This window comes from Zhihengliuella sp., assembly GCF_031178195.1.
Classification (GTDB): Bacteria; Actinomycetota; Actinomycetes; order Actinomycetales; family Micrococcaceae; genus Zhihengliuella.
In genome coordinates this window covers 109,697-134,666 of the sequence record NZ_JAPSJL010000005.1, presented here as the reverse complement: position 1 = coordinate 134,666, position 24,970 = coordinate 109,697, and the positions used below count along the sequence as shown (strand labels likewise).

Below are 24,970 nucleotides of genomic sequence, written 5' to 3'. Positions count from 1 at the left end.
TAACCACTCCTCCTCTGGCTCGCGAAAGGCCCCCCTGTGTCTGAGTTCAACCCGTTCGCCCTCGAAGGCCTCACCTACGACGACGTGCTGCTGCTGCCCGGCCCCACGGACGTGATCCCCTCGGAGGCCGACACGGCGACGCGCCTGAGCAAGCGCATCCACCTGAACATGCCGCTGATCTCGGCCGCCATGGACACCGTCACCGAGGCGCCGATGGCGATCGCGCTGGCCCGCCAGGGCGGCATCGGCATCATCCACCGGAACCTCTCGATCGACGACCAGGCCCGCCAGGTGGACCAGGTCAAGCGCTCCGAGTCCGGGATGATCACCGACCCGGTCACCATCACCCCGGACGCGAGTCTCCTGGACCTGGACGACCTCTGCGGCCACTACCGGGTCTCCGGCCTGCCGGTCGTCGACCAGGACAAGAAGCTCTTGGGCCTGATCACCAACCGGGACATCCGCTTCGTCCCGCGCGAGGAGTTCGCCACCACCAAGGTCTACGAGAAGATGACGCCCATGCCGCTGATCACGGCCAAGGTGGGCGTCGAGCCGGCCGAGGTCCAGCGCCTGCTGGGGGAGAACCGCATCGAGAAGCTCCCGCTCGTCGACGACGCCGGGATCCTCCAGGGTCTGATCACGGTCAAGGACTTCGACAAGGCCGAGCAGTACCCGCAGGCCACCAAGGACGACCAGGGCCGCCTGCGCGTCGGCGCCGCCGTCGGCTTCTTCGGCGAGGGCTACGAGCGCGCGATGGCGCTGGTCGACGCCGGCGTCGACGCGCTCGTCGTCGACACCGCCAACGGCCACAGCCAGGGCGTGCTGGACATGATCGCCCGCCTGAAGAAGGACCCGGCCGCGGCGCACGTCGACGTCATCGGCGGCCAGGCCGCCACCCGCGAGGGCGCCCAGGCGATCATCGATGCCGGAGCGGACGCCATCAAGGTCGGCGTCGGCCCCGGCTCCATCTGCACCACCCGCATCGTCGCCGGCGTCGGCGTCCCGCAGGTCACCGCCATCTACGAGTCCGCCAAGGCCGCCATCCCGGCGGGCGTCCCGCTCATCGCCGACGGCGGCCTGCAGCACTCCGGCGACATCGGCAAGGCCCTCGTCGCCGGCGCCGACTCCGTCATGCTCGGCTCCCTCCTCGCCGGCACCGCCGAGTCCCCGGGCGACCTGGTGTTCATGAACGGCAAGCAGTTCAAGACCTACCGCGGCATGGGCTCGCTGGGCGCCATGCAGACGCGCGGCAAGAACACCTCCTACTCCAAGGACCGCTACTTCCAGGCCGACGCCCCCTCGGACGAGAAGCTGATCCCGGAGGGCATCGAGGGCCAGGTCCCGTACCGCGGCCCGCTCTCCGCGGTGGCGCACCAGCTGGTCGGCGGCCTCCGCCAGACCATGTTCTACGTCGGCGGCCGGACCATCCCGGAGCTCAAGGAGCGCGGCAAGTTCGTCCGCATCACGGCGGCGGGCCTGAAGGAGTCGCACCCGCACGACATCATGATGACCGTCGAGGCCCCGAACTATAAGTCGCGGTAACCCGGACATGCCCGCACCCCGCAAGCGTCCCGGCGCCTCCGACCTGACCCCCAAGCAGCTCCAGAAGCTCGCCCGCGAGCGCATGGGGCGCACCGGGGAGACGTACACGCAGGCCCGCAAGGCCGTCCTCGCCGGGGCGCCCGAGCGCGGCGGCGGCCGCCCCGCGGCGTCGTCGTCCCCGCAGGGGCATGACGACGGGGCGGACCTGCCCGAGTACCCCGCCCCCGGGGACGTGGTCCAGTACGACGCCGGACTCTGGCAGCGCGTCCTGACCCAGGCCGGCGTCACCGACCCGGCCACCGGGCAGCCGCCGAGCGAGGCGCTGCTGGCCGGGCTCGGCGGCGGCATCGGATTCATGGTCTTCACGTTCGACTACGACTCCGGCGTCACGGCCACCGTAGTGACCCGCGCGCACCCGGAGCCGTACGTCGAGAACCTCATCGGCCGCGTCGGCGTGCCCGTGCGGCAGACCCACACCTCCAGCGCCAAGCTCGCCCAGGAGCACCTGGACGAGGCGCTCGACGCCGGACGCGCCGTCGTCGTCCGCGTCACCGAGTCGATGCTGCCGTGGGTCAAGGCCGCCGGCAGTGCCGAGGATGCCGAGTCGGTGGACCTCGCAGTCCTCGGCGAGGACGAGTCGGGCAAGTACCTCGTCGACGACGGCTCCGGCGAGCTGCAGCTGCTGCGGCCCGGGCAGCTCTCGGCCGCGCGCTCGCGCCGGAAGAAGGACAAGCACTGGCAGGCGTGGGTGCCCGAGTCGCTGTCGCCGCGGCCCGAGCGGCTGCGCGCGGCCGTGGTCGAGGCCGTCGCCGAGACCACGGGGCGCCTGCTCGGGGAGACCGAGCTGCAGGGCATCCCCGCGCACTTCGCCAAGAACTTCGGCGTCGCCGGGATGCGCACGTGGGCCGAGCGGCTCACCGGCACCGGCCAGCGCGACTGGCCGGCTCTGTTCGGCACCGACGAGCGGCTCGCCGACGGGCTCGGCATGGTCGCCGAGTTCTTCGCCAACGGCCGGTTCGCCGGCCGCGGCGGCTTCCGCGGTCTCTACGCCCGGTTCCTCGCCGAGGCCGGGGAACTCCCCGGCCTCGAGCCCCTCGCCGTCTGCGCGCCGGCCTACGCGGACCTCGCGGGGGAGTGGGACGCGCTGGCCGCCGAGCTGACCCCGGCTGCGGCCGGGAGCGGGGAGACGGCGCGCCTGCGCTACTTCGCTGCCCTGGCGGAGCGGATCTCCCGGCTCGCCGACGCGGAGGAGGCGGCCGCCCGCGCGCTGCGCACGGCCGTCCTCGCCGTGGAGGCGCCCCCGGCCGGCGCGGACCCGGCGGACGGCTGACCGGCGCCGCGTCCCGGTGTCCGCTCCGGACCGAGCCCCGGCAACACGCCGCGGCCACGGCACGGGCCGAGGCCCGCGGCGCCGGCGTCATCGGGAGGCCCCGGCCCGCGGGAATCCGGCCCGCGAGGGCGGCGCTGGTAGGCTGACGGCGTGATGAACGAGATCGAAATCGGCCGCGGCAAGCGCGGGACACGGGCCTACTCGCTGGACGACATCGCGATCGTCCCCAGCCGCCGCACGCGCGATCCGCAGGACGTGTCCGTCAGCTGGCAGATCGACGCCTTCCAGTTCGGCGCGCCCATCATCGGGGCACCAATGGACTCCGTCATGAGCCCGCGGACCGCCATCACGCTCGGCCAGCTCGGCGGCCTCGGCGTCCTGAACCTCGAGGGCCTCTGGACCCGGTACGAGGACCCGGAGCCCGTCCTCGCCGAGATCGCCTCGCTCGAGGCCGAGACCAGCGGGAACTTCAACCCGGCCGTCACCCAGCGGCTGCAGGAGCTCTACGCCGCCCCCATCCAGCCCGAGCTGATCGCCGCGCGCCTGGCGGAGGTCCGCGAGTCCGGCGTCGTCGTCGCTGGGTCCCTGACCCCGCAGCGCACCCAGGAGCACTACAAGACGGTCGTCGACGCCGGCGTCGACCTCTTCGTCATCCGCGGCACCACGGTCTCCGCCGAGCACGTCTCGCAGAACCAGGAGCCACTGAACCTCAAGCAGTTCATCTACGAGCTCGACGTCCCGGTCATCGTCGGCGGCGTCGCCGGCTACACCCCGGCGCTGCACCTGATGCGCACCGGCGCAGCCGGCGTCCTCGTCGGCTTCGGCGGGGCCGCGACCGGCGCCAACCGCCAGGCCACCGGCATCCACGTCCCCATGGCCACAGCCATCTCCGACGTCGCCGCGGCCCGCCGCGACTACATCGAGGAGTCCGGCGGCCGCTACGTGCACGTCATCGCCGACGGCGCCATGGGCTACGGCGGCAGCGTGGTCAAGGCGTTCGCGATGGGCGCCGACGCCGTCATGCTCGGCACCGCCCTCGCCCGCGCCGAGGAGGCCCCCGGCCGCGGCTGGCACTGGGGCCTGGAGGCCACCCACCCGGACATGCCGCGCGGCGACCGCGTGCACGTCGGCAGCGTCGGCCCGCTGCAGGAGATCCTCTACGGCCCCTCCCACCACACCAACGGGACCTCGAACCTGGTCGGCGCGCTGCGCCGCTCCATGGCCACCACCGGCTACTCCGACCTGAAGGAGTTCCAGCGCGTGGAAGTCATCGTCTCCCCCTACCAAGCGAGGTAAACATGGCAGCGACTCGGTCAGGATCATTGGGCCCCCAGGAGCGGGCCGAGTCGATAGAGGCGCTCCAGGCGTCGGCCCGCTCCGGCGGGGAGCTCGACGTGCTCATCGTCGGCGGCGGGATCGTCGGCGCCGGCACCGCGCTCGACGCCGCCACCCGCGGCCTGCGCGTGGGCATCGTCGAGGCCCGCGACTGGGCCTCCGGCACGTCGTCGCGCTCCTCCAAGCTCATCCACGGCGGCCTGCGCTACCTGGAGATGCTGGACTTCGGGCTGGTCCGGGAGGCGCTGCAGGAGCGCGGGCTGCTGATGGACCGTATTGCCCCGCACCTGGTCCGGCCCGTGCCGTTCCTCTACCCGCTCACCAAGCGGTGCGTCGAGCGGCCCTACGTCGGCGCGGGCATCGCGCTCTACGACGCGCTCTCCATGGCCTCCGGGCACAGCCGCGGCGTGCCCCTGCACCGGCACCTCTCCCATAAGGGGACCCTCAAGGCGGCGCCCTCGCTGCGCGATGACGCGCTCGTGGGCTCCATCCGCTACTACGACGCCCAGGTGGACGACGCCCGGCTCGTCGTCGACATCGTCCGCACCGCCGCCAAGTACGGCGCCGCCGCGGCCAACCGGCTGAAGGTCGTCGACTTCCTCCGCGAGGGCGAGCGCGTGGTCGGCGCGGTCCTCGAGGACCAGGAGACCGGCGAGCGGTTCGAGGCGAAGGCGAAGCAGGTCATCAACGCCACCGGCGTCTGGACCGACGAGACCCAGGACATGGTGACCGACCGGGGCCAGCTGCGCGTGCGCGCGTCCAAGGGCATCCACCTGGTGGTCCCGCGGGACCGCTTCCAGTCCACCGTCGGCCTGATCCTGCGCACCGAGAAGTCCGTGCTCTTCGTCATCCCGTGGGGCCGGCACTGGATCATCGGCACCACGGACACGGACTGGACGCTGGACAAGGCGCACCCGGCCGCCTCCAGCAAGGACATCGACTACGTGCTCGAGCATGTGAACAAGGTCCTCAAGCGACCGCTGACCCGGGAGGACGTCGAGGGCGTCTACGCCGGCCTGCGCCCGCTGCTGGCCGGCGAGAGCGACTCGACGGCGAAGCTCTCCCGCGAGCACGTGGTCACCCACCCGGTCCCGGGGCTCGTGGTGGTCGCCGGCGGCAAGTACACGACCTACCGGATCATGGCCAAGGACGCCGTGGACGAGGCCGTGCGCAGCATGGACATCCATGCGCCGGCCTCCTGCACCGACACCATCCCCGTCCTCGGGGCCGAGGGCTACCGGGCGGCCTGGAACAGCCGGGCCCGCCTGGCGCAGAGCGCGGGCGTGCACGTGGCCCGCGTGGAGCACCTGCTCCAGCGCTACGGCTCCATGGCCCGTGACGTGCTGGACCTCATCGTCGCGGACCGCTCCCTGGCCAGGCCGCTGCCCGGCGCCGACGACTACCTGGCCGCCGAGGCGGTGTACGCGACGCTGCACGAGGGCGCGCGGCACATCCACGACGTGCTCACCCGGCGCACCCGCATCTCGATCGAGGCGTGGGACCGCGGCGTCTCGGCCGCCCCCGTGGTGGCCGAGCTGATGGCGCCGCTGCTCGGCTGGTCGCAGGCGCAGGTGGACCGCGAGGTCAGGCACTACCTGGCCCGGGTGGAGGCGGAACGGGCCAGCCAGGAGCAGCCCGACGACGTCTCCGCCGACAAGACGCGCATGAACGTCGAGGACATCGTCCCGGTCCGCGAGGACTGACGGAGGGACGCCGGGCGCCCCTCCGGCCCGGGGCGGGGGACCGGCCCCGGTTCGGACTTCTACAGGCCATCGAAGTACGCTTGAACGGTGTTGAAGACCGCCCTGAAGCCGAAATGGCTGCTGGCCCTCCTGCTCGCGATGACCCTCGCCGGGGGCTTCGTCTGGCTGAGCCAGTGGCAGTTCGGGCGCGCGCAGACGGCCCCGCCGCCGCCGGCGAGCGTGACCGAGACGCCGGTGCCGCTGACCAGTCACTTCGGGCCCTACCGCCCCCTGATGGCGGACGACGCCGACCAGATCGTCCGGTTCGAGGGCCACTTCCTGTCCGACAGCCAGGTGCTCGTCACCGACCGCGTGCACGAGGACGGGGACGGCAACGAGCGGGCCGGCCACTGGGTGGTCGCGGCCTTCGTGCTCGCCGACCCGCTGCCGGACGGGGACGAACCGCCCGCCGACTCGGGCGCCGCCCGGGGCGAGGACGTCGTGATCCCCGTGGTCCGGGGCTGGCAGGAGGCGGCCACGCAGCCGCCACCGCTGCCGCGGGGCGACCTCCAGGTCACCGGCCGCCTGCTGCCGACCGAGTCGCCCGTGGAGGAGCCGGTGCCCGACGCCGGGGGGGTCCCGGTGTTCGAGTCGCTCTCCGCGGCCCAGCTCCTGAACGTCTGGGAGCTGGACTCCTACAGCGGGTTCGTCGTCGCGTTCGAGGTCCGGAACCCCGCCGGCGAGGACGCCGGCGCCGCCGCGGCCGGGCTGGAGGACGTCTGGGTCGGCCCGCAGCCGCCGGGACCGCAGATCAACTGGCTCAACATCTTCTACGGGCTCGAATGGGCGCTCTTCGCCGGGTTCGCGTTCTTCCTCTGGACCCGCCTGGTGCGCGACGACTACCGCAACGAGCAGCGGGCCCGGCTCGCCGCCGCCCGCGCGGCCGGGGGAGCGCCGGCGGCCGCGCCCGGAGCCGGCGAGCCCCGACCCGGCGAGCCCCGACCCGACGAGCCACGACCCGGCGAGGGGACCGCGGAGCGACGCACCGGCGTCGTACGCGAAGCACAGACCACCACCGCTCAGGAAGGCGACGACGTGTCCAGCCAGAACCTCTCCACCCAGGGCCGCCGCCTCGGCGGCACCGACGCCCAGATCCGCAATGCGGCCGGGTGGTTCAAGATCGCCGCGTACATCACCGGCGTCTTCCTCCTGCTGCTCGTCGTCGAGATGACCGCCAAGTACGGCTTCGGCGTCGAGCTCGTCGCCGGGGGCACGCTCGCCGACGGCTCCTCCCACACCTTCGGATTCGTGCCCGTGGACTCCTACGCGGGCGGATTCAACGTGACGTTGGCCATCCAGATCGCCCACGGCTGGATGTACGTGCTCTACCTGCTGTGCGACTTCCGGCTCTGGATGCTCATGCGCTGGAAGTTCACCCGGTTCCTGTTCATCGCCCTCGGCGGCGTGGTCCCGTTCCTCTCCTTCATCGTGGAGCGGCGCGTGCACCGCAGCGTCGAGGAGGAGATCGAGGGCAACCCGCAGGCCGTCAAGCGGTACTAGGGGCCGCCGGACGGCTCGGCCCGCAGGTCCGTCCCACCGCGCCCGGTGCGCCGGGCGCACCCGGTGCCCGCGCCGACGGCCCGTTCGGGCCTGCGGGCGGAGTCGACTAAAGTGGAGCCCGTGACCAACCCACCCGCAGCCCCAGAGCATCAGCCGGTTCTGGTCGTCGACTACGGGGCCCAGTACGCGCAGCTCATCGCTCGCCGCGTGCGCGAGGCCAACGTGTATTCGGAGATCGTTCCGCACACCATGTCCACCGAGCAGATCCTGGCCAAGAACCCGGCCGCGATCATCCTCTCCGGCGGGCCCTCCAGCGTCTACGCCGAGGGTGCGCCGAACGTCCAGACCGACCTCTTCCAGGCCGGCGTGCCCGTCCTGGGCATCTGCTACGGCTTCCAGGCGATGGCCAACGCCCTCGGCGGCAAGGTCGCCCAGACCGGCCTGCGCGAGTACGGCGCCACCGACGCCACGATGTCCGGCGAGGCCCGCTCCATCCTGGCCGGCACGCCCGCCGCGCAGAACGTCTGGATGAGCCACGGCGACTCCGTGCACGAGGCCCCCGAGGGCTTCGAGGTGCTCGCCACGACCGCCGGCGCGCCCGTCGCCGCGATCGCCGACGACGCCCGCCGCCTCTACGGCGTCCAGTGGCACCCCGAGGTCAAGCACTCGGACCACGGCCAGCGCATCCTGGAGAACTTCCTCTTCGAGGGCGCCGGGCTGAAGGCCGACTGGACCACCGGCAACATCGTCGAGGAGCAGGTCGAGAAGATCCGCGCCCAGGTCGGCGACGGCCGGGCCATCTGCGGCCTCTCCGGCGGTGTCGACTCCGCGGTGGCCGCCGCCCTCGTGCAGCGCGCCATCGGCGACCAGCTCACCTGCGTCTTCGTCAACCACGGCCTCCTCCGCGAGGGCGAGGCCGAGCAGGTCGAGAAGGACTTCGTCGCCGCGACCGGCGCGAAGCTCTACGTCGCCGACGAGCAGGAGCGCTTCCTCAACGCCCTGGCCGGCGTCACCGACCCCGAGACCAAGCGCAAGATCATCGGCCGCGAGTTCATCCGCGCGTTCGAGACCGCCGAGGCCGAGATCGTCAAGGCGTCCGCCAACGCCGGCGAGCCGGTGAAATTCCTCGTCCAGGGCACCCTGTACCCGGACGTCGTCGAGTCCGGCGGCGGCGAGGGCGCGGCGAACATCAAGAGCCACCACAACGTCGGCGGCCTGCCCGAGGACCTGCAGTTCGAGCTCGTGGAGCCGCTGCGGACCCTCTTCAAGGACGAGGTCCGCGCGGTCGGCGCCGAGCTCGGCCTGCCGGCCGAGATCGTCCAGCGCCAGCCGTTCCCCGGCCCCGGCCTGGGCATCCGCATCATCGGCGAGGTCACCGAGGAGCGCCTGAACACGCTGCGCCGGGCCGACGCCATCGCGCGCGCCGAGCTGACCGCGGCGGGCCTCGACAACGAGGTCTGGCAGATGCCGGTCGTGCTGCTCGCCGACGTCCGCTCCGTCGGCGTCCAGGGCGACGGCCGCACCTACGGCCACCCGATCGTGCTGCGCCCGGTCTCCAGCGAGGACGCGATGACGGCCGACTGGTCGCGCCTGCCGTACGACCTGCTGGCCCGCATCTCCAACCGGATCACCAACGAGGTCGACGGCGTGAATCGCGTGGCCCTCGACGTGACCAGCAAGCCGCCGGGAACCATCGAGTGGGAGTAGTCCCCCGGTGAGGGCCCCGTCCCCGCCGACCAGCCGCGCGCTGGCCGGCGGGGACGGGGCCCTCGTCGATCCGGGCCGGGCAGTGTTTCGGTCGCCGGAACCGGCGGCACGCTGACGTAGTTTAGAAGGGGTCGCCGCGTCCGCGGTGGGCGCCAACGAGCAAGGAAGGCGGTATTCAGGTGGGGACTGAAGTAAGCGGGTCGGCCATCGCCGACTGGCTGGAGAAGCTCGGACCCGGTGCGGGCACCGACACCCTGCTGCGCTTCGCCGGTTCCTCCTCCAACAGCGTCGAGGTCACGCACGCGCACCCCTCCGGGCTGGCGCAGTTCATGGCCGGCCGGCGCACCCGCCTGTCCATGCTGCTGCGGGACCAGGAGGTCTTCGCCCCCGGTCTGCGCACCGCACGCGGGCTCCGCGCCAAGATCCGCGAGCTCGCCGACGAGCGCGGGATCGACGTCGGCTACCTCGCCGCCGGGCTCGTCTCCTGGCGGGCCACCGTCGACGGCCGCAGCGAGCAGCTCAGCGCCCCCGTCATGCTGGTGCGCATCTCCCTGGCGGCCCGCGACCGCGACGACTTCGAGATCCAGCTCCTCGGCCGCGCCGAGGTCAACCCCGTCCTGGTCCGCTACTTCAAGGAGCACCACGGGACCACCATCGACGTGGAGAAGCTCTACGCCGCCGCCTACATGATCGCCCGGTTCGACCCGCGCCAGGCCATGGACGAGCTGCGCCGGCAGCTCGCGGACGTGCCCGGCGTCGTCGTCGAGCACCGACTCCTCGTCTCCACCTTCGCCGACGTCGCCGACCCGGCCGACCCCGCGACCCTCGACACCACGCACCCGGTCGTCTCCGCGCTCCTGAAGGACTGGGAACAGCACGACGGCGTCGGCGAGCCGGACCCCGTCGCCGAGCCCGACGTCGACGTCAAGACCACCGACGAGCGCGATCCGGCCGACGAGCTGCTGGTGCTCGACGCGGACGCCAGCCAGCAGGCCGTGCTCGACCTCGTCGAGGCCGGCGAGTCGTTCGTGGTCTCCTCGCCCCCCGGCACCGGGCAGACGCAGACGGCCATCAACGCCGCCGCCGTCCTCGCCGGGCAGGGCAAACGGGTGCTCGTCGTCGCCGAGCGCCGGCAGACCGCCAACGAGCTCATCCGCCGGCTCGCCTCCCTCGGCCTCGACAGCCTCGCGCTGCGCATCGCCCCCGAGGTCGACGCCGAGGCGCTCCGTCGCCAGCTGACCAAGTCGATCCTGCGCAACGAGCGCGCCGAGGAGCCGCAGCTGACCCGCGCGCACCAGACCCTCAAGCGCCACCGCCACGCGCTGCGCGACCACGTCTCCTCCCTGCACAACGTGCGCGAGCGGTGGGGCTGCTCGCCGTACCAGGCGATGCAGGAGCTGGCCCGCCTGACGGCGCTCACGCCGGCCCCGTCCACCGCCGTGCGGCTGAAGCGCTCGGTGCTGGACCAGATCGTCGCGCGCGACGAGACCCGCACCAAGCTGCGCCGGGCCGCCGAGATCGGCGCCTTCGACCAGTCCGTCACCCGCAGCCCCTGGTACGGCGCGCGCCTGCGCAATTCCAAGGAGGCCCAGGACGCCTACGGGCTGGCCCAGCGCCTCGCCGAGGACCTCCCGCGGCTGCGCGAGCGCATGCAGCAGGTCGCGGCCCACTCCCAGATCAAGCCGGGCGACTCGTTCGCCCAGTGGGGCGAGCAGCTGGACCTGCTGGTCGCCGTCCGGGAGAGCCTGGACAAGTTCGAGCCGGACGTGTTCGACCGCTCGGTGGACGACCTGATCGCGGCCACTGCCTCCTCGTCGTGGCGGCGCGAGCACGGCGTGGAGATGGGCTCGGTCACGCGCAGCCGCCTGCGCCGCGTCGCGAAGGAGTACATCCGCCCCGGCGTCCACATCGCCGACCTGCACACCTCCCTGCAGCAGGTCCAGCAGCAGCGGGCCGCGTGGAAGAGCTACGCCACCAGCCAGCGCCACCCGGCCGTGCCGACCGGCCTGCTGGAGCTCAACCGGCACTACCGGGACGCGCAGGACCGGCTCGAGCAGCTCGGCCGGATCCTCGGCGACGCCGTGCGCTCCATCGGCTCCCCGGACGGGACGGGCACGCCCGACCTGACCCGGGCGCCCATCGACGACGTCGTCTCCCACATCGAGCGCCTCGCCGACGACCACGACGCCCTCCAGAGCCTGCCCGAGCGGACCCTGCTGGTCGAGCAGCTCGCCGAGGCCGGGCTGAAGGAGCTCATGGCGGACCTGCTCGAGCGCGAGGTCCCCGCCGCCGAGGTCGGGCACGAGCTCGAGCTCGCCTGGTGGCAGTCCGTCCTCGAGGCGATGATCAGCGGCGACGACTACCTCGCCATGTCCGACGGCTACCAGCTCCGCCAGCTCGAGGCCGAGTACCGCCTGGTCGACAACCTGCACATCGCCTCCGGCGCCTCCCGGTTGAACTGGAAGCTCGCCCAGCGGTGGAAGGCCGCCCTGCTGGACCACCGCGCCGGCAGCCGCGAGCTGAAGACCATGCTCCGCGACGGCGAGCCGAGCGTGGGCGCCCTCGCGGAGCTCGGCGCCCCGCTGGTGAACTCGCTGGTGCCGCTGTGGATCGGCTCGCCGCTGATGATCCCCTCCGTGGTGCCCGCCGAGACGCGGTTCGACGCCGTGCTCCTGCTCGACGCGGACGCCCTGTCCCTGCGCAGCGCCGTCGGCGCCATCAGCCGCTCCGGCCAGGTCATCGCCTTCGGCGACGGCAAGCTCGGGCCCCCCACCACCTTCAGCGTCTCCGTGGACCCCACCGCGTCGCTGCGCGCGCCCCGGACCCCGGTCAGCACGTTCGCCGCGCTCAGCCGCGTGCTCCCGGTGCGCAGCCTCGACACCGTGTACCGCGGGGTCGACGACGGCCTCACCGACGTGCTGGGGGAGTGCTACGGCAGCCAGCTGCACCGGCTCCCGTCCGCCGCCGGCCTGACCGACCCCGGCCAGGGCCTCCACGTCGAGTACGTGCAGGACGGGACGGGGCTGCCCGACGCCGGCGCCGAGGCCGTCGAGTCGACCGTCGCCGAGGTGCAGCGCGTCGTGGACCTCGTGTTCGCGCACATCCGCCGGCGCCCGGGCAAGTCCCTGGCCGTCGTCGCGGCCAACCAGCGCCACGCCACCCGGATCGCCGAGGCGATCCAGGTCCAGCTGCCCAACTACCCGTGGGCCGACGAGTTCTTCCACCGCGACGAGGAGCGCTTCCAGGTCTCGACCATCCAGCGCTCCCGCACCGTGGTCCGCGACGCCGTGATCTTCGCGCTCGGCTACGGCCGGACGCCGCACGGCAAGGCCGTCCACGAGTTCGGGGGCCTCTCCGGCCCCCGCGGCGACGAGCTGTTCGTGACCGCGATGACCCGGGCCCGGGAGAGTCTGACCATCGTCACGGCCGTCCGCGGCGAGGACCTCGACCCGGGGCGGGTCACCGGAGGCGCGGCCCGTCTCCTGCAGGTGATCGAGGGGGCAGAGACGCCCCGGTCGGGGACGGACGCGCCCCTCGAGGATCCGCTCGTGGCCGACCTGCGGAACCGGCTGGTGGCCCGCGGGGCCAGGGTCGAGCAGCGCTACCGCGGCGAGCTGGACCTGGCGATCTGGAACCCCGACGGCGACGCCGACGAGCCGGCTCCGCCGCTCGCCGTCGTCTCCGACGGCACCCAGGGGTATGCGCAGCTCAGCGTCCGCTACCGTTCCCGCCAGCGACCCCAGCTGCTGGAGACGGCCGGCTGGCGGTACGTCCCGCTCTGGACCATCGACGTCTTCAGCGACCCCGCCCGGATCGCCGAGGCCCTGGCCGACTACCTCAACCTTCCCGCCGCCCAGGAGGACGACGTGACCGAACCGGCAGGACGCCCCTCGGGCCGCCGTGCATCCAAGCCGCAGCTCGTGGCCGAGCCCGTGATCCCCCGGGCCGCCGGCGAGGACGATCCGCGCAGCTGGGGCGAGATCCCGGAGGACCGCGACTCCTGGCTCAAGGAGCAGCGCCCGCCGCACTGGGGCTGACCAGCAGGAAGTGGACGCTGCCGCGGCTGCCGGCGCTGGCCAGCTCCGCCGCCTCGTCCGCCGTGGCGGCGACGACCACGGTCGACCGGCCGCCCGGGCCCGTGGAGGCGTCCATCCAGCCGGCCCCGTCCTCCGTGGGCACCCAGAGAACCGCGACGTTCCGGGCGACCGGGGCGGACTCCACGGGCCGCTCGTATCCGTTGCCCTGGCTGAGGACCACGTCCACGTGCAGGCCGGGGGAGAGCAGCCCCAGCACCTCCGTGTTGGCCGGCTCCAGAGGCACCGCGACCGTGCCCGGGGGCATCCCCGTGAGCAGGTGCTCCCCGACGAACAGCCCGCTGTGCAGCGGGGTCCCGGCCGCGATCCCGATGGCCGCCCGCTCGCCGACGGCATCCCCGGCCGCGAGGTCGTGGCCCGGCGGCAGGGCGGCTCGCGCCACCTGCACCGGCTCGACGTCGTCGGCCCCGATGGTCTGCCCGGCCGCGATCTCCCGTGCCGCGACGAGCGTCTCCACCGTCGGCGCCCGCTCCGGGGCCACGGCCGCGAGCGACGCGGCGACGGCGAGGGCGGCCATCCCCGCCGCGAACGGCCGCCGGTAGCGGGCGCTGACGTCCCGCCACGTGCGCCGGTAGCGGCGGTCCCGACGAGCCGTTGGTCTGCGGTCTGGTGCTGCGAACATGCCGCCCAGTCCACCGGGACGGGCCGGGACGCGGAAGGAGCCGCCCACATCACTGTGGACGGCTCCCGAGGCGCTGGCGGGCTGTGGAGGACGAGTCGCTGGTGGAGAGGACGAGTCGGCCCCCGGGTGGCTCCTAGGAGGCTGCCGCGGCCGGGGCGGTCGTGCTCGAGGAGCTCGACCCGGCGGAGCTGGAGCCGGCGGAGCTGGACCCGGCGGAGCTGGACCCGGCGGACGAGGCCGAGGACGACGAGTCGCTCGAGGCCGGGCTGCCGGAGCCCGAGCCGCGGGAATCGTTCCGGTAGAAGCCGGAGCCCTTGAACACCACGCCGCCGACGTTGAAGACCTTGCGCAGGCGCCCGTCGCAGGCGGTGCAGGTGGTCAGCGAATCGTCGGTGAACGACTGGAAGATCTCAAACTCGTTGCCGCAGTCCTTGCAGGCGTATGCGTATGTCGGCATCGGAACCCTTCTAGCACTCGGTTAGTTCGAGTGCCAATTCTACTACAGGCCGAAGCGGCGCACGCCGGAGGCCGTCACGACGCCGTCGACCGGCTGGTCCGTCGATTCCGTCGGGAACTCGCCGGCCGGGAGCAGCTCGTGCTCGTAGACCACCGCGAGGACCTCCGGCCCGCCGCCGTCCGCGCGCAGCTGCTCCAGGAACCGGTCGTAGTAGCCGCCGCCCTGGCCGAGCCGGCCGCCGGCGGTGTCGATGGCCTGCGCGGGGACCAGCAGGAGATCGGCGGCCGCCACCGCCTCGGGGCCGTGGCGCTCGCCCTCCGGCTCGTCCACCCACGCCCGCTCGGAGCGCACCAGCTCCGTCTCCGGGGTCCACTCGGTCCAGGCGAGCCGCCACTCCGGCAGGCAGACGGGCACCACCACGCTTCCGCCCGCGCGGGCGACTTCCGCCAGGTAGGGCCGCACGTCCGGCTCGGCGCCGACCGGCAGGTACGCGGCCACCCGGGGCCGCTCGCCCGCGGCGGTGGCGAGCGCGCGGAGGTGGCCGATGACCGCGGCCATCTCGCGTTCCCGGACGTGCGGTTCCAGGGCACGGCGCCGGGCGCGCAGATCGCGCCGCAGCGCGGCCTTCCGCTCCAGCGCCTCGGCGTGCAGTCCGCTGGCGTAGGACGATGTGGGATGCGACATGGCGTCATCCTACGGGCGTCGACCCGCGGTCCGCGAGCGTCCCGGCACGATCACGGGGTGTATCCGCCGGCACGGCCGCGGTGCGAGCGGGAACGCCGCCGTCGTCCCCTGCCGCCGGAGGCCCGGGCCCCGGCTACACTCGTGCCCATGTCACGCACCTGGCCCTGGGAGCCGTCCGTCGCCTGGTGGCCGGCCACGCTCGAGCACGGCGATCTGGTGCTCCGGCCGCTGCGCTGGTCGGACGCGTCGGCCTGGGCGGACCTGCGGCGGCGCAACCAGGACTGGCTGCGTCCCTGGGACGCCACGGACCCCGACGGCGGGACCCGCCCCACCTTCCGGCACATGGTCTTCTCGCTGAACCGGCAGGCGCGGGCCGGGCACTGCCTGCCGTGGGCGATCGCGGTGCGGCCGGGCGCCGGGGCCGAGCCCGTGCTCGCCGGCCAGGTGACCGTCTCCACCATCACCTGGGGAGCGGCGAAGTCCTGCTCCATCGGCTACTGGATCGACGCCGGGCAGGCCGGGCGCGGCCTGGTGCCGCAGGCGGTCGCGCTCGCCGGTGACTTCGTCTTCGGCACGCTGGGGCTGCACCGCGTGGAGATCAACATCCGGCCGGAGAACGCCGCCAGCCTGCGCGTCGTCGAGAAGCTGGCGTTCCGGGACGAGGGGCTGCGCGAGCGCTTCCTTCACATCAACGGTGCGTGGGCCGACCACCGGACCTTCGCGCTGACCCGGGAGGACGTCGCCGGGAGCTTCCTCGAACGGCTCCAAAGCACAACCATGTGATTTATCCGGCGGACACACCGGAGACAATGCGACGGGGCGCACCGACGACGCCGTAACGTCTGATACGTGGATGTGAGGATTGAGAGCTCGGTGGTCCTCGTCGCAGCGATCACGCTGCTGTTGATGCTCCTGTCCACCGTGGTCCGCAGCTTCGAGGGAGCCGCCGAGAGGCGACCCGCAGGCGGCCGGGCCGCGATCCGCCAGATGAACGCCGCGCCCACCAGCGACGCCGAGGCCGCCCCGATCCGCTGGGATCGGCAGCACCTCGAGTCCGCACCCGGTACCGGGAGGAGCCCCATGAACGCGACTGGTCAGCGAGACGCGAGCGAACTGCGACCCGCCCCCGAGGCCACGACCGCCGCCGCCGCGCCGCTGCGCGTGCGCTGGGGCCGCGTCGCGGTGGCGCTCGCCGGCGCGGCCGGGCTGGCGCTGTTCGTCGTCACCGGCGTCGTGGCGCTCTTCGGCGCGGTCTCCGGCCTCGTCCCCCTCGCCGGCCTCGCAGTCTGCGTGCTGGCCGTCGGCGGGCTCCGCACGCTGGCCGTCCGCGACCGCCGCCGCCGCGTCCTGGAGCGGATCAACCGCACCTACGCCGACGCCATGGAGGCCGTCCAAGAGCAGGTCGCGCGCGAGCAGGAGGCCGCCGAGGCGCCGGCCCGCACCCGCGGCGGGGAGCTGTTCGACGGCCAGCCGGGCCAGTCCGGGCACCGGGCCCCCACGGTGCAGGAGCTGCGCGAGGAGGCCCGTCGGGTCGCCGTCAGTCAGAAGGCCGGGGAGCAGACGGGCCGGCCGGTCGCCGACACGCGCACCTGGACCCCGGTCGAGGTGCCCACCCCCACGTACGTGAAGGCCGCCAAGGCCGAGCGCCCCGAGCCGGCACCCCTGCCGCGCGCCGAGGAGCGCCGGGCCCAGTTCGTCACCAGCATCCTCGCGGACACCCGCGCCCAGGCGGCCCAGGCCGGGACCGCGGAGCAGCCGGCATCCGCGCAGTCGTCGTCCGCACGGCCGGGTTCGGTGCAGCCGGGCTCGGCGTCGTCGGCCCCGTCCGCCACGCCCCGGATCAACCTCGACGACGTCCTGCAGCGTCGCCGCGGCGCCTAACGGACCAGCCCCATGTGGCCGGAGGCGCAGCATGTCGCCTTCCTGACCGACGCCGCCGCCGACCTCGTCGCGCTGGTCCGTCCCAGCATCGAGCGGGCCGTCCGCACCGCTCCGCGGCATCTGCGGCAGGTCCAGCTCCAGCACCGCCCGGGCGCCGGCGTGAGCATGCTCTACGAGCTCTCGGCCGATCTCGGCGGCGGCTTCGTCGGGCTCACCACCGAGCGCCTGCCCGACCCCGTGGGCGACCGGACGGCCGCGCCAGGGCCCGACGGCGCGGCCGGGCGGTACGTGCAGGTCCGGGTGCCGGCGTCGTCGTACCCCGGCGTCGAGGCGGCGGCGGGCGAGCTGACGGTGAGCGTCTGGGACCACCCGCACGATCCACGCCTGCCCGGGCTGTCCGTCGTGAGCGACCCCGAGCTCGTCCAGGCGCGCTGGGGCCGCGGCGAACGGCTCACCGGCCTGCAGACCGTCACCTACCGGCCGCTGCGCCGGGCCGTGCTCCGCGCGGAGCTGACGACGCCCGGGCCCGTCCATGCCTCGCGCCGGATCTACCTCAAGGTGGTGCGCTCCGAGGTCGCCGACGAGCTGCTGCTCCGGCACCGGTTGCTCGGGGCGGCGCGGCTGCCCGTCCCGCAGCTGCTCGACCCCCCGGTGACGGCGGACGAGGCGGAGGGAGGGCCGGCCGGGATCCTCGCCCTGACCGAGGCCGCGGGGCGGCCGCTGTCGCAGCAGATCATGCACGACGGCGGCACGAGCCTGGATCCGGGTCTCTTCGTCTCCCTGCTGGACGCCCTGCCGGACGGGGTGCTCGAGCTGGGTCGCCGGCCGGCCTGGTCCGACCGGCTGGACCGCTACGCCCACGCCGCGCGCACGGCGCTGCCCGGGGCCGCCGAGCGCCTCCGCCAGCTGGAGGCGCGGATCCAGGCGGTCCTCGACACCACCGACCCCGGCCGCACCGTGCCCTCCCACGGCGACTTCTACGAGGCCAACGTGCTGATCGACGGCGGGCGGATCTCCGGGCTGCTCGACGTCGACTCGCTGGGTCCCGGCCACCGCGTGGACGACTACGCGTGCTTCCTCGGCCACCTGGCGGTCCTGCCCGGCGTCGACGAGCGCTACCTGCACACCGAGGAGGCGCTGGCGCACTTCGGGGCGGCATTCGGGGCCGACCTCGCGCGCCACGGCGCCACCGGGCGGGGGCTCTGGGCCCGGGCCGCCGCGGTGGCGGTCTCCCTCGTCGCCGGGGCGCGGGTACCCGGCGCGCCGCGCGAGACGTGGGAGCCCGCCGCGTACCGCCGGCTCCAGGCCGCCGAGGACCTCCTGGCCCTCGCCCGGCGCAGCGGACTGGTCGCCTGAGGGCCGGTCTCATCCGGCTCTCCTCGTCCTCTCATCTGGGCCGGGCACACTGGGAGCCGGACAGCACGCGCGAGACGGAGACGAGCACAGCATGAACACCAGGCTCTGGGTGACCGCCGGGGCGGTCGGCCTCATCGCCCTCGGGACCGGGGTGGTGGTCGCCGATCACGCCTTCACCGAGCCCAAGGACCTGGGCCCCGGCATCACCGTGGTCGACTCCTCGGCGGCGCCGGATGAGTCCACGCTGCCCTCCGCGCCGAGCGGCGCCGCGACGACCCCGGCCGGGGCCTCCGCCTCGCCGGCGCAGAGCCCCGCACCGAGCCCGGAGCCGAGCACCGCACCCGGAGGCGCGGGCGCCGGCAGCGCCGCGCCGACCAGCGCCGCGCCCACCAGCGCCGTCCCGAGCAGCAGTGCGGGGGCCACGGCGCCCGTGCCAGCGGAGACCGACGACGATGACGACGACGACGTGGTCCCCGCGCCTCCCGCGGCCCCCGGCGAGGACGCGGACGACAGCGACGATGGCGACGACGACGGCGGGGCCGGCGAGGACGATTGAGCGACGCATGAGCCGGCCGAGGCGGGTCGCTCGCGGCCGACTCGATCCCTCTTGCTCCCGGCCGAGGCGGGGCCGGGCCGGGTCAGCCGGCGGGGTGCTGCACCGCCAGCCGGTAGCCGAGCCCCCGGACGGTCTGGAAGCGCTCGCTGCCGAGCTTGTTGCGCAGGTACCGGACGTAGACGTCCACCACGTTGGATCCGGGATCGAAGTCGTAGCCCCACACCCGGGCCAGCAGCTGCTCCCGCGTGAGCACCTGGCCTGGATTGCGCAGGAAGGCCTCGGCCAGGGCGAACTCGCGCACGGAGAGGTCCACCGGTGCGCCGTCGGCCCGGGCCGTGTGCGAGCGGAGGTCAAGGACCAGCCCCTCGTGCTCGAGGGTCTCCTGGTCGCTGCCGTTGGCGTCGGAGCGCAGCCGCAGCCGGATGCGCGCCACGAGTTCCTCGAACCGGAAGGGCTTGGGCACGTAGTCGTCCGCCCCGCCCTCGAGGCCGGTCAGCGTGTCGTCGATGCTCGTGCGCGCGGTCAGCATGATCACCGGGACGTCGTTGCGGCCGCGGCGGACCTCGCGCAGGACGCTGAAACCGTCCAGGTCCGGCAGGCCGACGTCGAGCAGGACGAGCTCGAAGTCGCCGGTCATGGCCAGGTCCAGACCCGCCCGTCCCGTCTCGGCGACGGTCGGCTGGAACCCGGCCGACCGCAGGCCCTTGGCGACGAACGAGCTGATGCGCACCTCGTCCTCGATGATCAGGATCCGACTCATCTACCGTCCTTCCACGACTGACTCGAGCCTAGCGGGCACCGGCAGGTGGAGGGCGAAGATCGAGCCGAGCCCCGGCGTCGAGCAGACGCTGACGCGCCCGCCGTGCCCGACGGCGATGGCGCGGACGATCGTCAGGCCGAGGCCCGAGCCCTCGGCGCGCGAGCCGTTCGCCCCGCGCGTGAAGCGCTCGAAGATGGAGGCCGCGTCCTCCTCGGTGATGCCGACGCCGTGGTCGCGCACCCAGAGGCGGAGCTCGCTGCCCTCCCCGCCGGGTCGGCCTGCGTCCGGGGCGTGCCCGCCGGGGACCGTGAGCTCCGCTCCGAGCGCCACCTCGGAGCCGGGCGCGGAGAACTTCATGGCGTTCTGGCAGAGCTGCAGCAGGGCCTGCGTGACGCGCCGCTGGTCCAGCGGGGCGGTCGCGGCGACGTTCTCGGCGATCCGCCACTGCCGGTCGCCCAGTGCCCGGGCCTTGTCGACGACGTCGAGCAGCAGCCGGTCCACGTCCACCGGGCGCGGCTGCACGAAGTCGTCCCGGTCCGAGGTGGCGAGGGTGACGAGGTCCTCCACGAGCATCGACATCCGGTCCAGTTCGTCGAGCGCGACCTCGTGCGTCTGGCGCACGTCCTCCGGGTCCTCGGGGTCCGTGAGCTCGAGGTGGCCGTGCACGATCGTGATCGGGGTCCGCAGCTCGTGTCCGACGTCGTCGAGCAGCCGCCGCTGGGACTCCAGGACCGACTCCAGCCGGTCCAGCATCTCGTTGAACGTGTGGGAGAGGTCCGCGAGATCGTCGCTGCCGGTGACCTCGATCCGCTCGCCGATGCCGCCGGCGGTGATCCGCTGCGCCGTGCGGCGGAGGTCCTCCAGCGGCTGGAAGAGCCGGCGCACCAGCGCCCACGCCACCACGGCGGCGATCGCGAGCGCCACCAGCCCGGCGCCGAAGAACACCACGTACGTGCGCCGCAGCTCGGCGAGCTCCGCCTCGATGTCCCGGGCGAGGACCAGCCGCAGCGGCGCCGGGTCGTCCTGGAGCTGCACGGGCACGACGGCGACGCGGTACGTCGTCGTGCCCGTTGCCTCCGTGGTGAGCCGGATCCGCTCCGGGATCGGCGAGCCGAGGAGGCGCTGGATCAGCTCCTGGTCCTCCTCCAGGCGGACCTCGACGGTCACGGGGGCGTTCCAGCGGATCCCGCCCGGGTGCAGGGCGATCATGCCCTCGCTGCGGGCCGGGGACGTGCGCTGCATCGCCAGGTAGATCAGGTCGGCCGCGGACGTGAACGGCTCGCCGTTCTCCGGGTTGATGCCGGAGGCGTGGAGCGCCTCGAACTCCTGGACCTCGCGGGTGAGGTCGTCGTCGATCCGCGCGTAGAGCTGGCCGACGTGCACCAGGTAGGAGGCCGCGCCGGCGATGCCGAGCGTGACGATCGCGATCACCAGCATGGACGCGAGGACCTGCTGGGCCACGGGCCACCGCCGCCAGAACGGGGCCGCCCCGACGGTCATCGTCGGCCGTCCGCTGGCCCGTCGTCGCCGTCGTCCCCGCCCGCAGGATCGCCGTCCGGCGTGTCCCCGCCCACGTGATCCCCGCCCACGTGATCCCTGTCCGGCGCGGCCCCGCCCGCGGAATCCTGGTCGTCGTCCGCGGGGTTCTCGCCGTCCTCGGTCTCGTCGTCGCCGATGGCCTCGACGACGGCGTCGGCCGCGTGCTCGAGCGCGTTGTCTACGACGGCGCGCGCCGCGGCGCGGGCCTCCTCGGCCTGCAGCGGGAGCCCCTGCTTCTCCAGCACGTCGCCGAGCCCGTTCTGCGCGGCGTTGACGTGCGCGACGCTGTCGGCGTGCTCGGCCGCGATGAGCCGGAAGAGCGAGGCCGCCTCGTCCCACTGGCCCGACTCGGCGAGGACGTGGGCCGCGAACAGCTCCGCGTTGCCGGCGGCGTCGGGGTCCTCGACCGCGCGGAACAGGTCCGCCGCCTCGAGCGCCTCGGCGACCGCGCCGCGCGCGTCGCCGAGGGACCAGCGGCCGCGGGCGTGCGTGTCCCGGAAGTCCGCCGAGTGCCACTCGGCCTCGTGCGCGTCGGCGAGGGCGATCGCCTCGTCCAGCAGGCTCAGCCCGTCCGGGTCGTGCTCCTCGCAGAGGGCGTGGCCGAGCGCGTGCAGGGCGGTGGGCAGCGCCGCCGGGTCGTCCTCGGCGTCCCGGGCCAGTTCCACGGCCCGCTCGAAGCGCGGGCGCGCCCCGGAGAGCGACTCCTCGCGGCTGACGAGCGTCCCGGCGGCGATGAGGGTGCGCGCGGCCTCGCCGTGGAGCTCCGCGGCGACGAACACCTCGGCGGCCTCGTCCCAGGTCCGCAGCGCCTCGGCGAGCCGCTCCTGGTGCCGCAGGGCGTGCCCGAGGGACACGAGGGTGCGGGCCCGCGCCGTCGGGCGCCCGGCGGCCCCCAGACGCTCGGCCAGGGGCGCGAGCACGTCCTCGGCCAGGGCGAACTCGCCGGCCTCCAGCAGCTGGTGGCCCAGGGCCAGGCGGACCGCCCACGTCTCGTCGATCTCCCCGCGCTCGGCCTGCTCCACGGCGACCTTCCACGCGAGAATCGCGGCCTCGTGGTCGGCGGCCTCGGAGGCCGCCTGCGCCACTCCGGCCGCGGCGGACACGGCGCCCTTGCGGACGCCGGCGGCGGCGTACAGCTCCAGGGCCCGCAGCGCGCATCCCTCGGCCTCGAGCCGATGGCCGGCCTCGTTGTGACTGGTCGCCTTCACCATCCAGACGGCCGCCTTCATGGCCCGGTTCAGCGGCAGGCCCAGCAGGCGGTCGGCGGCGGCGACGGCGAGCTCGTGGTGTCCCTCCTTGGCGTGGGCGTGCGCCAGGTAGAGCAGCGCCCCGCCCTCGGACTCCGCGCGGCCGGCCGCGCGGTAGGCGCGGGCGCACCACTCGAGCGCGTCGAGCGCCCCCTCCGAGCCGTAGCTGTGCAGTGCGACGGCGAACGCGAGCTTGATGTCGGCCAGCACGTGATCGGGCGCTCCGGCGGTCTCGTGCGTGATGAGGGCGGCCTCGAGCACGGGCAGCTCCTCGGGGGAGGCCTCGCGGAAGAGCAGCGCGCCGAGGTCCTCCTCCATGTCGGCCTGGAAGCTCCAGCCGGCTGCGCGCAGCAGCGAGAGCCGGGCCCGCGCGGCCCGCCGGGCGCCGTCGTCGTCCCCGCCCAGATGGCGGACCGAGGCGAGCGAGCCCCAGAGCGAGAGCAGGGTGTCGAGGTCGTCGCCGGCGAGCTCCAGGCCGAGCAGCGCCGCCCGGATGGCCCCGGCGTAGTCCTCGGTGTAGGCGCGCTCGTAGGCGAGGTCCAGGCACTCGCCGGCGGTGGTGCAGGCGACGAACGGGTCCGGCGACGTGGTGCCGAGGAGCGCGCGCAGGCGGTCCGACAGGGCTGACACTGCGGCGGCTCCTCTCCGGTGGCTGGCGGGATGTGGTGCGGGGCGTGCGGTGGTCCTCCGTCGAGCTTAGGCGTCGGCGAGGGAGTGCCGCACCAGCGGACCCGCCCGGAAGGGGATGTGTTCACTCAGGGCCAAGGACGTCTCGGTGCGGATGACGCCGGGCAGCTTGAGGATGTGGCGCAGGACCTGCTGCAGGTTGTGGGTGTCGCGGGCGGCGACGCGGCACCAGACGTCCCCACGGCCGGACGTCTCGAAGACCTCCAGCACGTGCTCGCGCCGGCCGAGGGCCGCGACCACCGAGTCCAGCTCGCGGTGGTCCACCTCGATGGTGATGAACGCCAGGACGTCGTAGCCGAGCGCCGCGAGGTCGATGTCCCGGCCGCCGTCGCGCAGGATCCCGGCGCGCACCAGCCGGCGGAACCGGGTGTGCACGGTGTTGCGGGCCAGGCCCAGGGAGTCGGCGAGCTCGCTGATCTGCGCGCGGGGGTCGTTGACCAGCCGGAGCAGCAGCTCGAGGTCCGTGGAGTCCAGGCGGGGCGCGGTTCGTGGCACGGTGCTTCATCCTCCCTCGGTACAGGCGTCTTTTTTGCGCGTCCTGCTCAATTATGCTCCCCGATTCCGATCACGGGAACCAGTCCGCTCCAGCATTGAGCGAGGACATCGACCGAGGAGTATCCGCACCGGGGAGGGGCGCCGCATGACCGTCATCAGCGAACTGCGCATGCAGGCCTCCGCCGAACCGACGCTCCGCGACGGCTGGGACGCGTCCCTGCGGGCGCGGGTGGCCCTGACGGGCGCCGTCATGGGCCTGCTGTTCATCGGCGTGAATATCGCCACCCCCATCTACCCGGTCCTGCAGGCCAAGCTGGGCCTCGGCCCGCTCGGGGTCACCGTCGCGTTCACCGCGTACGTCCTCGCACTCATCGTCGGGCTGCTCTGCTACGGGCACTGGTCCGATCACATCGGCCGGCGGGCCGCGCTCGTGCTCGCCGTCGTGCTGGCCCTGGCCGGCGGCCTGGTCTTCGCCTTCGCGCCGAGCCTGACGTTCCTCGTCATCGGGCGCGTCCTGCAGGGCGCCGCCGTCGCCGCGGCGACGGGCGCGTCCAGCGCGGCCCTGCGCGAGCTGATGCCGCGCCACCCGGACTGGGCGGGACGGTTCACGCTCCTGCTCAACGCCGGCGGCGTCGCCGCCGGCCCCGTGGTCGGCGGGGCGCTGAGCCAGCTGCCCGACCCCACGACCACCCCGTTCCTCATCCACTCGGTCGCCCTCGTGCTGGTCCTGGTCCCGCTGTGGCTGGTGCGCGCCCGTCCGGCCCTCGCGCCGGCGCCGGGGCGGGCCCGCGAGGCCCTCCGGCCCCGCCCGCCCAAACTCGCCCGCGAGGCCCTCGTCCAGTTCTGGATCGCCGCCCTCACCGGCCTGCTCAGCTTCGCCCTCTTCGGACTCGTCCTGTCGCTGGCACCGGGCTACCTCGGCTCCGTGTTCGGCATCGACAGCCCGCTGCTGCTGGGCGTCATCGCCGCGCTGACGCTCGCCTCCTCGGCGGCCAGCCAGCTCGTCGGCCGGGCGACCCCGGCCGTCATCGGACCGGCCCTGATCGTCATGGGCCTCGGCACCGTCGCCCTCGCCTACGGCGCCCACCTCGAGTCCCTCCCCGTCGTGGTCGCCGGCAGCATCGTCGCCGGGGCCGCGCAGGGCCTGGCCTTCCGCGGCGCGTTCAACGACGCCTCCGCCGCGATCCCCGCCGCGCTGCAGGCCCAGGTGACCAGCCTGATCTACCTCGTGACCTACCTCGGCAGCGCCGTCCCGGTCCTCCTGCTCGGCTTCGTCGCCGGCCGGATCGGCATGGACGCCTCTTTCGGGTACTTCTCCGCCGGCATGCTCGCGTGCTGTGTCGCCCTCGCCGCGGTCGCCGCCGCGCGCCACCGCCGGCTGCGAGCCCGCGCCGCCCGCTGAGGCCGCAGCGCCCCCGCGGTGACCGGATCGCCCC

19 protein-coding genes are annotated in these 24,970 nt (G+C 73.9%); 12 read left to right on the top strand and 7 right to left on the bottom strand.

The annotated features are described in order from the left end of the window. Positions 1-36: 36 nt before the first annotated feature. From guaB to RIN46_RS09150, 7 genes are all read left to right on the top strand, one after another. Positions 37-1,542 (top strand): IMP dehydrogenase, encoded by a 1,506-nt coding sequence (guaB, locus tag RIN46_RS09180; RefSeq protein ID WP_309082161.1) that lies wholly within the window; start codon positions 37-39, stop codon positions 1,540-1,542. A gap of 7 nt (positions 1,543-1,549) precedes the next feature. Next, a complete protein-coding gene (locus RIN46_RS09175) occupies positions 1,550-2,872 on the top strand; it encodes a DUF4872 domain-containing protein (RefSeq protein ID WP_309082162.1) in 1,323 nt (440 codons plus the stop codon). 150 nt (positions 2,873-3,022) lie between these two features. After that, positions 3,023-4,168, top strand: a complete 1,146-nt coding sequence (locus RIN46_RS09170; protein ID WP_309082163.1) for a GuaB3 family IMP dehydrogenase-related protein — start codon at positions 3,023-3,025, stop codon at positions 4,166-4,168. 2 nt (positions 4,169-4,170) lie between these two features. Next, the gene (locus tag RIN46_RS09165; protein ID WP_309082164.1) at positions 4,171-5,910 is read left to right on the top strand and encodes a glycerol-3-phosphate dehydrogenase/oxidase; all 1,740 of its coding nucleotides are present in this window, start codon (positions 4,171-4,173) and stop codon (positions 5,908-5,910) included. 87 nt (positions 5,911-5,997) lie between these two features. Beyond that, positions 5,998-7,449 carry an SURF1 family cytochrome oxidase biogenesis protein gene (locus tag RIN46_RS09160; RefSeq protein ID WP_309082165.1) on the top strand — a complete coding sequence of 484 codons (1,452 nt, stop codon included), beginning with the start codon at positions 5,998-6,000 and terminating at the stop codon, positions 7,447-7,449. A 120-nt stretch (positions 7,450-7,569) separates the two neighbouring features. After that, entirely contained in the window at positions 7,570-9,156 is a 1,587-nt protein-coding gene (guaA, locus tag RIN46_RS09155) for a glutamine-hydrolyzing GMP synthase (protein ID WP_309082166.1), read from the top strand. A gap of 179 nt (positions 9,157-9,335) precedes the next feature. Beyond that, positions 9,336-13,193: a DUF4011 domain-containing protein gene (locus RIN46_RS09150; protein WP_309082167.1), complete on the top strand. Its 3,858-nt coding sequence runs from the start codon at positions 9,336-9,338 to the stop codon at positions 13,191-13,193. On the opposite strand, the gene cpaB is transcribed toward RIN46_RS09150, so the two are convergent. The 3 genes from cpaB to RIN46_RS09135 form a co-directional block, all read right to left on the bottom strand. Beyond that, entirely contained in the window at positions 13,162-13,872 is a 711-nt protein-coding gene (gene cpaB, locus RIN46_RS09145; protein WP_309082168.1) for a Flp pilus assembly protein CpaB, read from the bottom strand. The genes RIN46_RS09150 and cpaB overlap by 32 nt on opposite strands. Positions 13,873-14,005: 133 nt before the next feature. Then, a complete protein-coding gene (locus tag RIN46_RS09140; protein ID WP_309082169.1) occupies positions 14,006-14,329 on the bottom strand; it encodes an FmdB family zinc ribbon protein in 324 nt (107 codons plus the stop codon). 42 nt (positions 14,330-14,371) lie between these two features. Further along, complete coding sequence (locus RIN46_RS09135; RefSeq protein WP_309082170.1) at positions 14,372-15,013, bottom strand: 5-formyltetrahydrofolate cyclo-ligase; 642 nt, start codon at positions 15,011-15,013, stop codon at positions 14,372-14,374. Positions 15,014-15,160: 147 nt separating this feature from the next. On the opposite strand from RIN46_RS09135, the gene RIN46_RS09130 reads away from it, so the two are divergent. From RIN46_RS09130 to RIN46_RS09115, 4 genes are all read left to right on the top strand, one after another. After that, positions 15,161-15,796, top strand: a complete 636-nt coding sequence (locus RIN46_RS09130; RefSeq protein ID WP_309082171.1) for a GNAT family protein — start codon at positions 15,161-15,163, stop codon at positions 15,794-15,796. Positions 15,797-15,868: 72 nt separating this feature from the next. Continuing rightward, positions 15,869-16,894: a hypothetical protein gene (locus tag RIN46_RS09125; RefSeq protein WP_309082172.1), complete on the top strand. Its 1,026-nt coding sequence runs from the start codon at positions 15,869-15,871 to the stop codon at positions 16,892-16,894. 12 nt (positions 16,895-16,906) lie between these two features. Beyond that, entirely contained in the window at positions 16,907-18,250 is a 1,344-nt protein-coding gene (locus tag RIN46_RS09120; RefSeq protein WP_309082173.1) for an aminoglycoside phosphotransferase family protein, read from the top strand. Positions 18,251-18,341: 91 nt separating this feature from the next. After that, a complete protein-coding gene (locus RIN46_RS09115; protein ID WP_309082174.1) occupies positions 18,342-18,806 on the top strand; it encodes a hypothetical protein in 465 nt (154 codons plus the stop codon). Positions 18,807-18,888: 82 nt separating this feature from the next. On the opposite strand, the gene RIN46_RS09110 is transcribed toward RIN46_RS09115, so the two are convergent. From RIN46_RS09110 to RIN46_RS09095, 4 genes are all read right to left on the bottom strand, one after another. Beyond that, complete coding sequence (locus RIN46_RS09110; RefSeq protein WP_309082175.1) at positions 18,889-19,566, bottom strand: response regulator transcription factor; 678 nt, start codon at positions 19,564-19,566, stop codon at positions 18,889-18,891. Further along, on the bottom strand, positions 19,567-21,027 hold the full coding sequence (locus RIN46_RS09105) for a HAMP domain-containing sensor histidine kinase (RefSeq protein WP_309082176.1): 1,461 nt from the start codon (positions 21,025-21,027) through the stop codon (positions 19,567-19,569). A gap of 35 nt (positions 21,028-21,062) precedes the next feature. After that, positions 21,063-22,982, bottom strand: a complete 1,920-nt coding sequence (locus RIN46_RS09100) for a tetratricopeptide repeat protein (protein ID WP_309082177.1) — start codon at positions 22,980-22,982, stop codon at positions 21,063-21,065. A gap of 66 nt (positions 22,983-23,048) precedes the next feature. After that, positions 23,049-23,534: an Lrp/AsnC family transcriptional regulator gene (locus RIN46_RS09095; protein WP_309082178.1), complete on the bottom strand. Its 486-nt coding sequence runs from the start codon at positions 23,532-23,534 to the stop codon at positions 23,049-23,051. Between the two features lie 145 nt (positions 23,535-23,679). Between RIN46_RS09095 and RIN46_RS09090 the strand changes: the two genes are divergently transcribed. Beyond that, positions 23,680-24,936, top strand: a complete 1,257-nt coding sequence (locus RIN46_RS09090; RefSeq protein WP_309082179.1) for an MFS transporter — start codon at positions 23,680-23,682, stop codon at positions 24,934-24,936. Positions 24,937-24,970 lie beyond the last annotated feature (34 nt).

Coding starts and splice junctions, on each gene's coding strand:
- RIN46_RS09110 (WP_309082175.1), bottom strand. CDS start 19,566: ATGAGTCGGATCCTGATCATCGAGGACGAGGTGCGCATCAGCTCGTTC.
- RIN46_RS09135 (WP_309082170.1), bottom strand. CDS start 15,013: ATGTCGCATCCCACATCGTCCTACGCCAGCGGACTGCACGCCGAGGCG.
- RIN46_RS09090 (WP_309082179.1), top strand. CDS start 23,680: ATGACCGTCATCAGCGAACTGCGCATGCAGGCCTCCGCCGAACCGACG.
- RIN46_RS09175 (WP_309082162.1), top strand. CDS start 1,550: ATGCCCGCACCCCGCAAGCGTCCCGGCGCCTCCGACCTGACCCCCAAG.
- RIN46_RS09140 (WP_309082169.1), bottom strand. CDS start 14,329: ATGCCGACATACGCATACGCCTGCAAGGACTGCGGCAACGAGTTTGAG.
- cpaB (WP_309082168.1), bottom strand. CDS start 13,872: ATGTTCGCAGCACCAGACCGCAGACCAACGGCTCGTCGGGACCGCCGC.
- RIN46_RS09115 (WP_309082174.1), top strand. CDS start 18,342: ATGAACACCAGGCTCTGGGTGACCGCCGGGGCGGTCGGCCTCATCGCC.
- RIN46_RS09130 (WP_309082171.1), top strand. CDS start 15,161: ATGTCACGCACCTGGCCCTGGGAGCCGTCCGTCGCCTGGTGGCCGGCC.
- RIN46_RS09165 (WP_309082164.1), top strand. CDS start 4,171: ATGGCAGCGACTCGGTCAGGATCATTGGGCCCCCAGGAGCGGGCCGAG.
- RIN46_RS09120 (WP_309082173.1), top strand. CDS start 16,907: ATGTGGCCGGAGGCGCAGCATGTCGCCTTCCTGACCGACGCCGCCGCC.